The sequence below is a fragment of the Rosistilla carotiformis genome (assembly GCF_007753095.1).
GTDB classification, from domain to species: Bacteria; Planctomycetota; Planctomycetia; order Pirellulales; family Pirellulaceae; genus Rosistilla; species Rosistilla carotiformis.
In genome coordinates, this window is the sequence record NZ_CP036348.1 from 6,619,453 (window position 1) to 6,634,095 (window position 14,643).

Annotated in this window: 11 protein-coding genes and 1 riboswitch; of the genes, 3 read left to right on the forward strand and 8 right to left on the reverse strand. The window is 56.1% G+C overall.

What is annotated here, in order from left to right; all coding sequences use genetic code 11:
• Positions 1 to 646: 646 nt before the first annotated feature.
• Positions 647 to 1,216, forward strand: a complete 570-nt coding sequence (locus Poly24_RS23855; RefSeq protein WP_145101593.1) for a TPR end-of-group domain-containing protein — start codon at positions 647 to 649, stop codon at positions 1,214 to 1,216.
• Positions 1,217 to 1,381: 165 nt separating this feature from the next.
• Here Poly24_RS23855 and Poly24_RS23860 read toward each other — a convergent pair whose 3' ends face one another.
• From Poly24_RS23860 to Poly24_RS23890, 7 genes are all read right to left on the reverse strand, one after another.
• A complete protein-coding gene (locus Poly24_RS23860) occupies positions 1,382 to 2,620 on the reverse strand; it encodes a nucleotide-binding protein (RefSeq protein ID WP_145101595.1) in 1,239 nt (412 codons plus the stop codon).
• Positions 2,621 to 2,719: 99 nt separating this feature from the next.
• Positions 2,720 to 4,213, reverse strand: coding sequence for a type II and III secretion system protein family protein (locus Poly24_RS23865; protein WP_145101597.1), 1,494 nt, complete (start codon positions 4,211 to 4,213; stop codon positions 2,720 to 2,722).
• An 81-nt stretch (positions 4,214 to 4,294) separates the two neighbouring features.
• On the reverse strand, positions 4,295 to 5,329 hold the full coding sequence (cpaB, locus tag Poly24_RS23870; RefSeq protein ID WP_145101599.1) for a Flp pilus assembly protein CpaB: 1,035 nt from the start codon (positions 5,327 to 5,329) through the stop codon (positions 4,295 to 4,297).
• Between the two features lie 395 nt (positions 5,330 to 5,724).
• Positions 5,725 to 6,288, reverse strand: a complete 564-nt coding sequence (locus tag Poly24_RS23875; RefSeq protein ID WP_145101601.1) for an A24 family peptidase — start codon at positions 6,286 to 6,288, stop codon at positions 5,725 to 5,727.
• A gap of 297 nt (positions 6,289 to 6,585) precedes the next feature.
• Positions 6,586 to 6,756, reverse strand: coding sequence for a Flp family type IVb pilin (locus tag Poly24_RS23880; RefSeq protein ID WP_145101603.1), 171 nt, complete (start codon positions 6,754 to 6,756; stop codon positions 6,586 to 6,588).
• Positions 6,757 to 6,915: 159 nt separating this feature from the next.
• Positions 6,916 to 6,989: riboswitch (cyclic di-GMP riboswitch) on the reverse strand.
• A gap of 457 nt (positions 6,990 to 7,446) precedes the next feature.
• Positions 7,447 to 9,381, reverse strand: a complete 1,935-nt coding sequence (gene hemE, locus Poly24_RS23885) for a uroporphyrinogen decarboxylase (protein WP_145101605.1) — start codon at positions 9,379 to 9,381, stop codon at positions 7,447 to 7,449.
• Positions 9,382 to 9,445: 64 nt separating this feature from the next.
• Positions 9,446 to 11,722 (reverse strand): DUF4159 domain-containing protein, encoded by a 2,277-nt coding sequence (locus Poly24_RS23890; RefSeq protein ID WP_197452131.1) that lies wholly within the window; start codon positions 11,720 to 11,722, stop codon positions 9,446 to 9,448.
• Between the two features lie 590 nt (positions 11,723 to 12,312).
• Between Poly24_RS23890 and Poly24_RS23895 the strand changes: the two genes are divergently transcribed.
• Both Poly24_RS23895 and Poly24_RS23900 read left to right on the forward strand, forming a co-directional pair.
• Complete coding sequence (locus Poly24_RS23895) at positions 12,313 to 13,140, forward strand: hypothetical protein (RefSeq protein ID WP_145101608.1); 828 nt, start codon at positions 12,313 to 12,315, stop codon at positions 13,138 to 13,140.
• 134 nt (positions 13,141 to 13,274) lie between these two features.
• Positions 13,275 to 13,802 carry a hypothetical protein gene (locus Poly24_RS23900; RefSeq protein WP_145101610.1) on the forward strand — a complete coding sequence of 176 codons (528 nt, stop codon included), beginning with the start codon at positions 13,275 to 13,277 and terminating at the stop codon, positions 13,800 to 13,802.
• A gap of 62 nt (positions 13,803 to 13,864) precedes the next feature.
• On the opposite strand, the gene Poly24_RS23905 is transcribed toward Poly24_RS23900, so the two are convergent.
• The gene (locus Poly24_RS23905) at positions 13,865 to 14,503 is read right to left on the reverse strand and encodes a response regulator transcription factor (RefSeq protein WP_145101613.1); all 639 of its coding nucleotides are present in this window, start codon (positions 14,501 to 14,503) and stop codon (positions 13,865 to 13,867) included.
• Positions 14,504 to 14,643 lie beyond the last annotated feature (140 nt).

Sequence of the window (14,643 nt, forward strand, 5' to 3'; positions counted from 1 at the left end):
TTCGTACCTTTTCTCACCGAGTGGAGGCGGCTTGAAACATCTTGCCGTTTGCGATTGGCCATGGAGCGAACCTTCAAATGATTTGGGCTATGAGCGATCGCCGAGAACCGTCTCGATCGACGCAAATGCCTGAAATCAAACGACTTACGAACTAGTGAAATGTGAACAGGAACCGACCTGCCGAATCGGGTCGGACCACGCAAGAAAAGTCCTCGGACTCGAGGCGATCAAGGCTGGACCAGCAAGCACCGAGTATAGTTAGCAGCGTTTTGGACGCAAATTTGTTTTGCCCATCCTTCGCAGCCTAGCCATCTTAACGCTTCCGATTTGCGGTTTTGTCGATCATTCGTGTTGCACGGCCGGGGACCATTGGAGGCCAAACAGGCCGCAAATGGCGCATATCCGCGCAACGCCGTCCCAGTTGGACGCCTGTATTTTCACTAAGTTCCCTGCAATCGGCCCGACCGGCCGTCGCTGACAACCGTCCCACCGCTTGGATGGTCTGCGCGAGTGTCTTGGAAGCGGAATCGCACACTTTTTGTGGGGTTTGCGAGGTTCGACTTGGTTATTCCCAGGTCGTGCGTAGAATGGAAGCACAGGTTGATCGCCGACCATTCTCCCCCTCCTCTGCAGCCACAAGCGATTCATGTCTGTCTCCAAGCTCCGCCACTACCAGAACTATCGCCAGCTGAGGGAGGCCCAAGGCATCTTGGAACTGATCTCGTGCAATGACGACCTCTGGGGGCTCGACCCGGAAATCAAACGCCGAATGGCATGCCGTGCGCTCTCATTGCTTCAAGGGGCACGGCCGCGGGGTTCTCGCCGCGCCGCTTGGTACTACCTGCGGGGCCGCGGATGGAGCCTGTTGGGCAAACACAAACGCGCGATTCGGGCGCTACGGGCGGCGGCGAAAATCGATCCCCACCACATCGCTACCTATTTATCACTCGCTTGGTGCCTGAAGCGGATCGATCGTCTTGAGCAATCGATCGAGATATTAAACCAAGCTGTCGAACGCGCCCCCCACCACCCGCTAGTTCGTTACAACCAAGCGTGCTACTTGAGTCTCGCCGGTCAGCCCCAGTTGGCGGCCATGGAATTGTCGATCGCACTGGAATTGAAGCCCGATTTGCGCAGCAGAATCGCAGGGGAATCTGACTTTGATCCGATCCGAAATCATCCCGCGTTTGATGCCGCGTTGCAGGTGATCGTCTAAGCGAGGTTCAGCAGGGCCAATGGCAGCCGAAACGAAGACAAGGGAGCACACCCAAGTAGGGAACCGAGAGAGATGGGGGAAACAATCGCCCCGGCCGGTTCAGAAGACCACCCGCAAGGTGGTTCGTGCGACGCCCGAGAGCAGGGCGATCGCACTCCGCTGGACTCAGGACGACTTCTTCTGCTTTCCACCGCGTGGCCAGAAATTCAGCCAGCTGCTGTTTTCGGTTAACGCAACCGTTTCCCCTGTATCTTCGGATTGCGCATCGCTTCCCGTGCCACACAAACGGTCGACCAAACCAAGCATCGCCAGCGTAATGGCGGCCTTGGGATCCTGTTCGAACAACGGCACACCATTGTTCCGCACTTCAACCATCGTACGGTAATCGTTGGGCAATTGGGCGTAGATGTCGCAACCGATCGTTTCGCGGGCCTTGCGAATGCTGATCGGCCCCGATTCGAGGCCAGCACGATTGACGACAACGTGGACCTTCTCTTTCAAGCCTTCGAATTGCTCGAAGCTCAACAGCAACCGAACCACGTTCCGCAAACAAGGAACATCCAACTGGGTCACGAGAACGATCTTAGCAGCCATCCGCATGGCGGCCATGTCGACTTCCGAATAGGTTTTCGAAAGATCGATCACCAAGTGCGTGAACGATGCCTTTAGCAGCGTGATCACCTTTTCGATGCTGTCGCCGTTGATGATCGACATGTCCTGCAGCTCGACCGGCCGCGGCAACAGGTACAGGCCCGAGCTGTGTTTGGTCAATGAACGCTTCAGCAAGGTGAAATCGAGACGGGCGATGTTTTGCGTGACGTCGGCAAGCGTGTAATCGGGAATCGAATCCAAGAAGACGTCGGCATCGCCGACCGCCAGATCCAAATCCATTAGCGCCACCGAATTGCCTTCACGCGACGCCAGCATGCAGCCCATATTCACCGCGACACTCGTCGCACCAACACCGCCGGTAGCGCCCGCGACAACGATGACCTCACAGTTTCGATTCCGTGCGTCGCTCGCCCCAAATTTCTGCTCGCCGATGCGATGCAGCGCCGCCGACAGATCTCCGCCACTCAACGGCAACGTCAGAAACTCTTTTGCCCCCGCCCGCATCGACTGCAAAATCAATTGCCCGCTGGTGCTGCTGCTAACGACCAACAAAGCACAATCGGGGGTTGTTGAACGGATCGTGTTCAACAGTTCGATACCACGATCGGGATCGCTGTCCAGCGAAACCACGCCGATGTCGGGACGCGTTTGCGTGATCACATCGGGAAAAAACTCGTAGCGCGAACACTCGGCTTCTAGCCACACAACGTCTAGTCCCAACAACATCGACTTGAGGTCTTCACGCGTCTTATCGTTTGGATCGACGACTGCCAAGCGGAGTACGTTGGGCATGCTCTTAACCAGATGATTCGGTGGTGATGATTAGTGAAAAAACGTCTACGCCATACATGTCAAAGCGACAGATCAACATGTGGTCCCTAACAATCAAGGTCATGGTGCGGAGTTATCAAAGCTGCTGCTTTGTTGTACTGGGATCGTTTGTGGCGTGGGCAGGGCGGCCGCTTCAAAGACCGGATCTTGCATGCACCCACTCTCGTGAATGCAATCGACACGAGGCACTTCGATGTAACCTTTGAAGTACAGTTCCTTATCCGATGGAACCGTCGAACTGATGCCAGGCCCTCCCGATCCAACTTCGTGGGGATCCATCGCGTCGGCCAATTCAGGCGTAACGGTGACCAACAATTCGATTTCATTCTCCAACGATTCGACATGCCGGAACAAGGTTCCAATCCAGGGCAGCGAGACCAGGAAGGGAGGTCCGGTAGAAATCGTTTCAGTTCGCGATTGCAACAAGCCGGCGATTGCATAGGTCTGGCCAGCTTGCATTTCCACGGCCGTTTCAACATATCGCTGGCGGATCGCGGGAACGGTGAAACCATTCAAAGAGACACCATTGGCATCGTCGCGTTCGCTGACCTCGGGGCGAATCTCTAATCGAACGCGACCGGGGCCCACCAAGAAGGGTAAAAAGTCGACACTGGTACCAAATTCTTCAAACGTCACCGTCGAACCACCTTGGCCGTCGGGCGAGATGATCGGGAAACGTCCACCGACGATAAATCGGCTGGGACGACCGTGCGTCGCAACCAGCGTCGGCTCAGCCAAGATCTTGGCACAATTGTTCTGTTGTAAAGCGCGGATCAAGAAATCCAACGAGTTGCCGTTGCGGATCAAACCGACGCGAGCATTGGGAGCTCCCGTGGGGACGATGTTCCCGATCGTCGATGAGACGGCGTCGACAGTGCCATTGATACCGAAGGCGAACAGGTTCGTGGAATTGGTCGACCCCCAGTCGACTCCCAACTCGCGCAGCTTGGTCCGCGAGACTTCCATCACCTTGGTGTGCAACAGAATCGTTTGCACGCCGACGACTTTAATGTTGTTGACGACCTTCGGGTAGTATTGCTCGGCGACCGCGATCACGCGGTCGATGTCGTCGGTATCGGTCACAGTTCCATCGATCACCGCGCCGGTGGGCAGCGGCGTAATCCGCAGACTGGCAAAGGGGAACTGCGCCTGCATTACCGCACTCAATTCACGCGAATCGCCCGTCACGATCACATCGACCGTATACAGGGTGTCGTCGACATCCCACAGGTTCAATTGGGTCACACCCGCGGCTTGCGCGGAGATCTGAACTTGATTGGGAGCCACCGGATTGGCGATCAGAATCTCTTCGTTCTGAACTTGAAAGCGTGGCACCACCTTTTCGAGCTTCAAGATCCGGCTCGAATTGACGATCATCTCCAACCGTTGCGTCGGTTGCGAGACAGCATACGTTACCGCAGAAGAAGACGTGCGCGAGGAAGCGGCGTGAACGTCAGCCGACTGTGCCAGTGCAGGTGTGCCGTTTCCAACAACACATGCGACGATCATCATGATATGAGCCGGTGAGACACCAGCCACGGTCTGCTTGAACATACCTGCGCATCCTTGCGATAGGTTCTGACGAACAATTATTTCTTGAACATGCCACCTGACAAACGATCCATCGTTTGTCAGCTAGCGGGCTCGATTGATTTGAAATGCTTCGTTGGCGCGGCCGCTGATTCCCGAATCGGGTTGCGGAACATCGCCTGCTTGAGGAATGTCCGCGTTCTCGCCAGGAACCACCACTTTGCTGTCGCTCGCTGCCGATTCGGCACCGATCTGGGCATCGTTGGGTGTTTGCTCCTGAATCAACTCCATCGTCTGTGTCGATTTGTTCCATCGAAACAATCGATAGCCCTTGGGAGTCAACATCTTGATGATTTCGCCTCCCGGCTTTTCGACCAATGCCTCGACAGGCTTAGTCTCTACCTGACCAAGTCGGCGTTCTTCGGCGTAGTCATCGAGCCATTTCATGAATTCCTGGCCAGCTGCATTTGGCGCGTTCGGATTAATCGGTTCATTCGGATTTCCTAACGTCAATTGAAGCGAGCCCACCTTCTTGGCCCAGTTCCAAACCCGTTCGTCCTCTTGCTTGATCAGCAGCAGGATCGAACTCACTGGCCCTTTCTTAGCTTTCTCGTCGGTCTCCCGACCGGTCCGTCCATCGACAGCAAAGATCATCACGTTGCGAAACACATCGCGGTGCGTCGTCTGCGGAACGATATCACTCTTCTCGAAGAAACCGATCACATTGATGCGGTCTCCCGGTTCGATCAGGTTGGCAATCCCTGGATCGCTGCCGATGCTGTATGTCACGACCGTGTGCCCCGGCGGAATTCCCACCGTCGCTCGCTCGGTCGCATCAACAACCTTCTGTTTCAAAATCGCTTCGCCCGCATAGATATGCTGTTTGGCGAATTTGTTCTCAATCGCCGCGACATCGGTGATCGCCCCGTCGGGCGTTTTCCCCGCAGGCCACTTCTCCAACATGATGTTGTCAGCGGCAATCTTCGCATTCGAAGGGATATCCATCGATGCGACCAAGATTTCGACCATTTTCGTGGATGGCGCTTCGCTGCCGCTCATCACGACTTGGCTGATGCCAACCGAGGCAATCATTCCGCAACCTAAAGCGATTGCGAGCAATATGACAGATTTGTTTCGCATGATATTGGACGCCTTGGGCGTGACTGATAAAGGCGCACGAGTCACCACGCCTTCCTGGCCCAGAACCCGATAACGATTGTTTCTTGATCCCACCGAACGCACCGAAGCGTTCCGATCACTCGACGCAGAAAAGCGCCCAGTGTCAACTCAATTGGCAGTTCGAGACAGTTCCCTACAGTATTTCCGAATCGAGGCGTGCAACCCAATCTCTTGGAACATAACAAACACCCGTTTCAAACCGATCGACGAGCGCGGTTTAGATTCCGCAGTTCTAAAATCAGGTACAAAAGGTAAGATCGGAAAATCCCGCAGAGCTTCTCCAAACGATCAGCTGGCGTCCTCAAAGACAGCCACGCCAACCAATTCAACGCAGATTAACGTTGCTTGCATTTCGCTTAAACGAACATGCCAGCATAGGCAAAATACAAAATAGATCCGATTGCCATCGGAATTCCGTACGGCAACAGCTTCATCGTCGGTTTACGTTCGCGTGCGATCGCGGCCAATTTCTCGGGGTTGCGGATCGTCACAAACTCCTGCAGGATCTGATGGAACATCGCATAGTGCTTAAACCAATTGCCGCTCATCGCGATCATGATCACCGCGATGATCCCGCCAACGACGGTCGTCCAAACAAAAGCCCACCATGCGGTCGAAGCGCCCATCCAGGCCCCCAGACCAGCCAGCAGCTTCACGTCGCCGGCTCCCATGCCACCGACGGCACGCACGACCAACAACAGCATCATGCCGACAAAGGTTCCCAACAGACTGTATCCCAGCCCGCTCCATCCGGTTGCCAGCGCGGCGTAGACCCAACCCGAAATGATGAACGGGTAGGTCAACCAGTTTGGCACCTTTAAGATCATCCCGTCGATCACTGCCGCAACGACCATCACGACCGCGACGAGCCAAACGTGCCAGTTGTACATCACAGATTCGATCAGTGTATTTGTATCCATCGTGTTCTTTTCCCCCCGGAATCGATTGTTGGTTTGGCGACCGCGGCGCCTCATTTCTCAGCAATTTCAGCGCGCTAACGTCCCAAGGAAAACCAGCTGAACATGGCCATCACGATCGTGATGGCGTAGCACGCGATTTGCCAAGCATGTTGGGCGGCGTCGACCGGCAGCAGCGGATAATTCATAGTGTTTTGTATTTAAGTTGAAAAATCGCCGGTCACACACGACGGCCCGACATAGGCCGCCGTGCGCTCCGACGAATCGACTGGTAATGTTGCTGGTTAACCCAGCGAACGATTACAGGTTGTTAGCGATCTTGGTGAACTGGCTGTTCGCCTTGGTTCCGATCGTCTTAACGGTGCTCAAGCACACAACGATGATCAATGCCATCATGACGGCGTACTCAACCGCGGTTGGTCCGTCTTCTTCCTTCAGAAAATTAACTACTTTTTCGGTGAACTTCTTCATAGTGTCTTCCCCTACCAGGTAGTAACTTGCGTTACTGGAAACAAACAGTTGGTTGCACCACCGCGGTGCAATCCGCTGCAGCCTCAATCTCCTAACACCATAGGTAGCAGTGGGGCAGGACAATCAACAAGCAACACTTGTTGACTTACCCTCTGCGCCATTGGCAGTCCGGCAATCCCAAAGGACCCGTAACTTTGCGCCCCGCCCTTTCGAACGGTTTGCCTTTTTCAAGGGAGCGTTGGCCGGCTGGGGCTGTCTTGGTGCTTCAACACCAAGCCCCAGCAACGAATCGTTCAGATTCGCTCTACAGGGAAAGTACGACACAATTCGGATCAGTCAAAAAGAAACGTTCAGGTAACCTACAACGCCACGCGACGACAAACGCCACCAAAGGAACCTGTTCAATCGACCACCACGGATGTGGCTGACCACAATGGAGCCCGACCCTCCGCGGTCCGACGCGAACAATCATCAGAACCGACACAGGGCCATTATCAGTTCAGCAAAAATTGAGACATTTGCTGATTTCCGGTCCAGCGTTCCAAAAGCATTTCTGGGGATTCGGGCTTCCACCACCTGAAAGAATTTAGCCCCGCAGGTTCGGGCTGTAGCGATACTGCCGATTGACCGGCCGAAAACAGCCGGAGGAGTCCATCACGGCTGTGGAGAAAGTAACTTGCGATCGTCGATTTAGACCGCGCTCAACTCTTTCACCATCTCGACCAACGCAATCACGTTTTCGACAGGCGTCTGCTGGAACACCCCGTGACCGAGATTAAAGATATGTCCGGGCCGGCCGCCAGCCTGCTGCAACACTTGCGCAGCCCGCTCTTTGATCAATTCAGGTGTCCCCAGCAAAACCGCAGGTTCCAGGTTGCCTTGAACCGGTCGATCCGCACCGATCATTTTCCATGCGGCATCCAGATCGATGCGCCAATCGACCCCCACAACCGTCCGCCGGTCGCCACGCATCAACGGCAACAGCATTGGGTTGCCAGTGCCAAAATTGATCACCGGAACGCTCGGGTCGACCCCTTCGAAGATTCGCCGCATGTGAGGCAGCACAAATTGCTTGTAATCGCTGGGCGAAAGGCAACCGACCCAACTGTCGAACAATTGAACACAGTTGGCCCCCGCGGCGATCTGTTCGTTTAAATAGACGACGATCGCCCGCGACAACCGGCTCATCAACGCATCCCACGCGCCAGGGTCGCTGTACATCAACTGCTTCGTATTCGTATAGGCGCGGCTGCCACCGCCTTCGATCGCATAACTGGCTAGCGTGAAGGGCGAACCGGAAAAACCGATCACCGGGATCTCTTCGGGCATGTCCGCCCGCGTTTGCCGAACGGTGTCGTAAACGAACTGCAAGCTGCCCGGTTCATCTAACTCCTTCACGCGATCGACTTCCGCCGCGCCGCGAATCGGATTGTGGATCACCGGACCGTCTCCCTTGACAAACTCCAGGTCGAATCCCAGCGGCTCGAGGATCGGCAGCAGGTCTGAAAAGATGATCGCCGCGTCGACGCCCAGCTTATTCACGGCAGTACACATCACTTCGCTGCACAGCTGAGGATTCTTGCACAGATCCAGGAAGCTAGTCTTCGCCCGAACTTCGCGATATTCGGCCATGTAGCGTCCCGCTTGACGCATCAACCAAATGGGGGTCCGTTCCGTCGGTTCGCCACGACAGGCTTTCAAAAACAAGCTTTGCTGCCACGCGGGCCCAGTATTGTCTGCTGCGTTCATCGGTAACTCATCGTGTATTGGCATCATCTGTATGGTGTGCCGATTGGTATGGATCTCGCCCGCTCGGCGAGCGGTGTCGACAACGAGATGTCCCATCTTGGGGTGCTCTGGTTCCAGATCGACACGAATCTCCGACTCCTCCAACATCTGGCTAGTCGTCGGGCCAATCGACGCAACCACCATCCGCTTGAGCCCTTGCCGCAACTCGTTCACCAAATTCATCTCTTCAGCACAGCGCAGCAGGTTCACCGCTTGATGTGCACTGGTGAACATCACCACATCGCGTTGCCCCGACGCCAAGGCACGCACGTTTTGTCGCAGCAAAGTCGGATCTTCCGGGAAATCCCATGCATATGGACGAACCGGAAAAACCGTCGCTCCCCGCGCTTCCAAACCAGCGATCAGACTGGTGTTGGCGATTCCATATTCCTGCAAGCCGACATTCTGATTCATCAACGCAACGTTTTGATCGAGCGTCGTCAACAGCTCCCGCCAGGTGTTCGGCTCGGGAACCCGATGCGTCGGTTTCAGCCCGACCTCTTTCATCGCCGCAACGGGCTTGGGGCCACGACAAACGGTCACGATGTCCGACAGCGCGTCGAGAAATTTTTGGTTGTCCAGATGCTTTTCCGTTGCCCGCAACAAATGACGGAAACCGACGCCCGTCATCAAAATCACGACACTGATCTGCCCCGTGATCACACTGTAGGCGAATTCGATCGCGGTCCGGTTCGGTTCGATCGGGACTTCTCGCATCGACGGACTGACAAAAGGGACGCCGCCATGCTTTTCGATCATCCGCGTCAGATCATCCGCCCGGCGGCTCTCGAGTGCTGCAACGCGCAGGCCGCCGAAATCTGGTTTCCGATCCGTCATGGGGAGTTCGCTTTCCGTTTTAAATCACGATTCTGTGGGAGATAATCCAATTTGTCTTACCCCGTTATTGCAGCATTGCATAGAGGATCAGATTAATTCCGATCTTGGCTGCGTCCACCGTGTCGTAACCGGCGCATTGGATACCGCCTTGATTTTCCAAGGCGCAACTGAGATCAAACGGAGAAAAGAAGACGCAATCGCGATCGTCCTGCCGCATCACCTCGATCAACGGCGCGCCCACCTTCTGGCTGACCACGATCCCCGATTCCCCTTCCACCGGTTTACGCAGCGTTACCGACGACAGATTGTATCCACGGAACCGCGACGTGAAGGCTTCGTGATCGGCAGGCAACGGCGCCAACGGAACCCCGGGCAACACCAACTGCATCTCGCGACGGAACGACTGCGAGAATTCATCGTTGCCGCAGATCGACCCCGCAAAAACCGTCCCGCCACTGGTCAAGAAATCACGAAGCACATTCCGCTGCGCTTCGGTCAACGTGAAACGGTAGCGACCGTGCATAAACACGATGCTGTAATCCTGCAGCGTCTTGGCATTAAAACCAGCCATCTCCGCGGGGCTAGCGATTTCGGTGGCAACCTGCCGTCGCATCCATTCCATCAAGTTTGGCAGCGCCCGCGGCGCCTCGTCCCCACCGGCGCCGATTTCCAATTGAGGAACGATCATCGTATTCCGCGGCGACATCTCCAGATCGGTCTGCGGCACCAAGACCGTCTGCCCATCCAGCTTGTCTCGCAACCTGCGTCCGGTCGCGTACGCGATCACGTTTTGTCCCAATTGCGCCGCCGTCTCAATCGCGGGCTTCCAACGCTCCGGCAATTCGCGGCGTCCCGTCGGATCGCTCAACTCCCATAAACAGGCCAGCGAAACGGGACTATAAACGATGCTGGTCCGGCAGCACGCCTGAACGCCATACAGCCAAAAGTTGTCCGGCATCTTGGTCGGTTTCAATCGGTACTCTGCATTCCAAATCGGATGATCGACCGGCAGCTTCTCCAACGGTGCGTCGAACAACTCTTCGACCAATTGCCGCAGCGACTGTTCAAACTCGCGGCTCGGCTGACATCCGCTGGCGGCTGTTGCTTGCGCGAAAATGAAGCCCCCCTGTTCGACATACTGCTTCAGGGCATCGCGTTGTTGAGGTGTCGTGACCAACGGTCCACTACCGCTGATAAATAGAACCGGCGACTTCAGCAGCTCTTCGACCGACGCACCGGCCAGCTGCACCGTTTGCCAAGTCAGATCCTGTTGCCACTTGCGTTCCACGTGATGCGTCAATTGCCGCAGCGCGTCGGGATGCCAGTTCCAATCGGATGCCACGCCGTGCTGCAAGCGGCTGATCACCACTTGCCGCTTTCCCTTCGCAAGGAACAACAGCGCGAACGACGTGCCGACCGTGGGAATGCTGTCGTCATGCCCTACGCCGCGCCAAAAGCCTTCAAAACCATCCTGACGCTTCAGCAAATATTCAGCGCCTTCGCGATACCAGTCGTGCCCACCGATTAAACGATGTCCGGTCAAGCGACCGACGCGTTCCAAGGCATAGAGATAATACAATCCATGCACCCGAACGCCTGGATTCGCCGACACAAGAAAGTTCTTCCCCAACCAATCCAAGCCCGCCTGGATCGGATCGCGTTGCTCGACATCGGCTCCGCAGCACTGGATCATTCCTTTTTCGATCCTCGCCTGGCTCTTGCCCGTTCGACCACGAGTGATCACCAGCGATGCGATCCCGGCGCAGGTCATGCTTCCGCTGGCCGGAGCCCCTTGCGCGGTGGAGGAATAGGTCCAACCTCCCTGACGCTGCTGGCGATCCAACCAATACTTTTCCGCGATCTCGAAAACCTCCTTCGAAACCGCCACGCCACGCTCCTCGGCGGCGCTAAGGGCCAACAGTGCAAACTGCGAATTGGAAGGATCGCCGTTCCCTTGCCCGGTTTGGTAGGGCCAGCCGCCCGAATTGTAAGGTCCGTCGTCGCGGCGGATCATCAATCCTTCCAGCAGCCGAACGTTATTACGTATCGCCGCAAGATCGCGCGCCTGTCGGGCTTGGCAAAACACCATCGTCTGCAGCGCGATCGAATACGTCCGCTTGGGCTCCGCTTGCCGCAAATAGTTCAACGCGTTTGCGACCTCCGGATCGTTGTGGTCCAGACCACAATTCAGCAGCGCCAACGTACACAGCGCCGACAATCCACAGCTCTGATTCGTATATTCCTGCCAGCCACCGGTTTCCGCTGACTGCTGCTTCTTTAAAAACGCGACGCCCCGATCGATCGAATGCTGGACCGCTTCGGCAGTAACTTGAGCTTGCACATTGACGTTTCCCCAAAACGCAACACAAACGAACGCGACAGATCGGATGGTCGATGGGGACAGGAACCGGTTCATGAATCGGACATCTAGAATGCAACGGGTGATTGGGCGTGACGTCGTCACCGTTCCCCCGTACTAACTTATCCGCTTTGGCTGGGTGCGCGATAGACAGGGATCGCGCTGGCAAGCGAAATCCGTCCTTCCCTATGCGAGGTCTCTCCTCCGGTACGCGCGGTGGCGCGGGTTCGGATCGCCCAGAACCGGACCAACCGCCAAAACTCCCCACCTCAACCAAACTCCACGCCCCCCAACGGCGGTTGCGATGGGATCGATTGAAACGAAATTGCCGCCAGGGGCCTATTGACGGGGCCCGGAAGCCGAGACACAGCCCCGATCGACCCTACGAATTTGTTGTGATTACGGCAATTTGCGAGTAGCATGGCAATGGGTTGTGATTAAGCTCTTGCTATTCTCCAAACCAAATTGGATTTCCGCCTAAAGCTGCCTCCGGCAAGATGTTCGGTCGCGTGGGGGAGTCCATTCCGTTGTTTCTACTCAGTCGAATCCCACGGTCGGAAAGGTGTTTCACCATGGCTCGGTCCCTGTTCTTGATGATTCTCATGGTTGCCGGATCGATCGGTTTCCAATCGCCCAGCCAAGCGCAAAGCCCCGTTCTTGCAGAGCTTTACGGTCGCGGAGTGCATGCCTATTACTGCGGCCATCTGATCGATGCCCACCGCTATCTCTCGCTGGCGATCGACCACGGATCTCGCGATCCTCGTACCTACTACTTCCGCGGCGTCGTTAACGCTGCGACCGGCCGACAACATGAAGCCGAGGCGGATTGGCGAACCGGTGCCCAGTTTGAGATTGAAGGCGAATACGGTGCTGGAATCGGTCGGGCACTGCATCGGGTACAAGGCCCGGTTCGGATGGAGCTGGAGAACGTTCGACAAATGGTGCGTTTGGAAAATCGAGCCACCCAATCGGCCAAAGACAATGCGCGTTACAACGATCTCAAGGCTGCCGAAGGGACCGTCTTGCGTGGAACGACGCCTCCCCCGGTCACGCCAGCTGCACCCGCTGCACCGAACGACGAGAACACCAACAATCCGTTTGGCAAAGATTCGACGGATACTGGAGAACCGGTACCGGACGCCAAAAACGATCCCTTTAAAGATGATCCGGCACAACCCTCCGCTCCCGCCCCTGGGGCTGATCCCTTTGGCGGCGCTGCCGAACCCGCTGGCGCCGATCCCTTTGGCGGAGCCGCAGAACCTGCCGGTGCCGATCCCTTTGGTGGTGCCGCCGAACCGGCGGCCCCAGCGCCTGCGGCGGAACCTGCGGCCGATCCCTTCGGAGGGGGTGACAGCAACATGAGCGATCCGTTTGGTGGCAGCGACCCGTTCGGCACCTAAGCCTTAACGGAATCGGTAAAGGTTTGACGAATCACGCAAGATCGGCTTGATTTGCGACCGAATTTCACCCGACATTATTCTTGTGTGTGGTGATGGATGAACCGATTTTGTCGTGATTGGAAGGACTCATTGCGATGGGACTGGCAGACTGGTGGTATGTGTTTCAGGCAACTCGATTGTCCAAGCCAGCCGAGAATCGTGTCCTGTTTCGAGCAACGGCCAATCGGAAGATCCTTTCGGTCCTGGAAACCGGATTGGAAGATGGAAGCCGCTGCGAACGCTTGTTGCAGTGGCTGAAACATCACGATAGCGTGCCCGCACGCTACGCGGCGATCGATCAATTCGAAGCCGGCGGTGGAATTTCTCTGAAGCAATTCCATTCCAAACTTGCCGCCTTTGGGATCAAACCGATGCCGATCCCAGGCACGCTGGCAACCGGTTTGCCACGTGTGGCTCACACGATCGGAGCTGTCGATCTGCTGATCCTGAACCAGGATCGAGACAGTCTGTGCGAACCGGCAGTGCAAAACTTTTTGCCCCGGATCATCCATCCCGAAACGGTGGTGATCGCAACCGATTCGGCCACCAAGCATCTTTACGCGATCGATCCAACCGAACTGCTGGGTGCCGCGACGATCCAGTCACTTCGAACAGCTGCCTAGCTCGCAGCGTTCCGCGGATTTTGGCGTGACGCGGATCTCAGTGAACCGGCTGCAGAGGAATGCTAGCCGCCGGATTCGGATCCATCGGACAGAAACGAGCGGTGCTTGTCGAACCGGAGGACTAATTCCACTTCGTTCTCCGCCTTCAGTTTTGATAGCACGCGGGCGCGGTGCTTCGCTGCGGTTTGAATCGAAACGCGAAAGTGAATCGAGAGCGTTTTGATCGACCAGCCTTCGAGCAATTTGGAAAAGTATTCGAGCTCGCGCGGCGTCAGTGTCTCCAGGGCCGCGGCATCACTGCTATCAATCTGTCGCGTTTTCTGATCGCTTCGCAGCGAATCGATCGCCCGCTGGACCGCTTCAAGCAGTTGCCGGGTATCGAGCGGTTTGGATAAACAATCAAACACCCCCATCCGAAACGCTCGCCGCGCAAACTCCAAATCAGCCTGCTCGGACAGCAAAATGATTTTGCTCGTTCGGGCATTCTCATGGATGTATTCGTGAATCGTATCGAGCCCCTCGGTCTGGTCGATATCGATGATCACGCACCCCGGCGATCTGGCAGCCTGTTTTTGAAGAACCACGGCTAGGGATAATTCTCGCACCGCCGAATCATTGTGGTTGTCGGCCGCAGACTTTACGACCGCGCGAACCCGTGGATCAAAGTTGGAAATCAGATAGAACGTCAGTCCGTCAGACATGAAATCAACGACGTTCCTAAACTGGGCTTCGCATTAATAAAGAAAGCCGCACACAGGAGGGGCAATTCCTGTGCACGGCGTCGACAGGTGATTCGATTGCGTTGACCAAGCTTCCGATCGTCCGCTGCGGGGCAAGCTGC

Bases quoted from the DNA above. Each gene is read 5' to 3' on its own strand.
- Poly24_RS23865 (WP_145101597.1), bottom strand. From the start codon at position 4,213: ATGTTCAAGCAGACCGTGGCTGGTGTCTCACCGGCTCATATCATGATG.
- hemE (WP_145101605.1), bottom strand. From the start codon at position 9,381: ATGACGGATCGGAAACCAGATTTCGGCGGCCTGCGCGTTGCAGCACTC.
- Poly24_RS23875 (WP_145101601.1), bottom strand. From the start codon at position 6,288: ATGGATACAAATACACTGATCGAATCTGTGATGTACAACTGGCACGTT.
- Poly24_RS23895 (WP_145101608.1), top strand. From the start codon at position 12,313: ATGGCTCGGTCCCTGTTCTTGATGATTCTCATGGTTGCCGGATCGATC.
- Poly24_RS23900 (WP_145101610.1), top strand. From the start codon at position 13,275: ATGGGACTGGCAGACTGGTGGTATGTGTTTCAGGCAACTCGATTGTCC.
- Poly24_RS23860 (WP_145101595.1), bottom strand. From the start codon at position 2,620: ATGCCCAACGTACTCCGCTTGGCAGTCGTCGATCCAAACGATAAGACG.
- Poly24_RS23880 (WP_145101603.1), bottom strand. From the start codon at position 6,756: ATGAAGAAGTTCACCGAAAAAGTAGTTAATTTTCTGAAGGAAGAAGAC.
- cpaB (WP_145101599.1), bottom strand. From the start codon at position 5,329: ATGCGAAACAAATCTGTCATATTGCTCGCAATCGCTTTAGGTTGCGGA.
- Poly24_RS23855 (WP_145101593.1), top strand. From the start codon at position 647: ATGTCTGTCTCCAAGCTCCGCCACTACCAGAACTATCGCCAGCTGAGG.
- Poly24_RS23905 (WP_145101613.1), bottom strand. From the start codon at position 14,503: ATGTCTGACGGACTGACGTTCTATCTGATTTCCAACTTTGATCCACGG.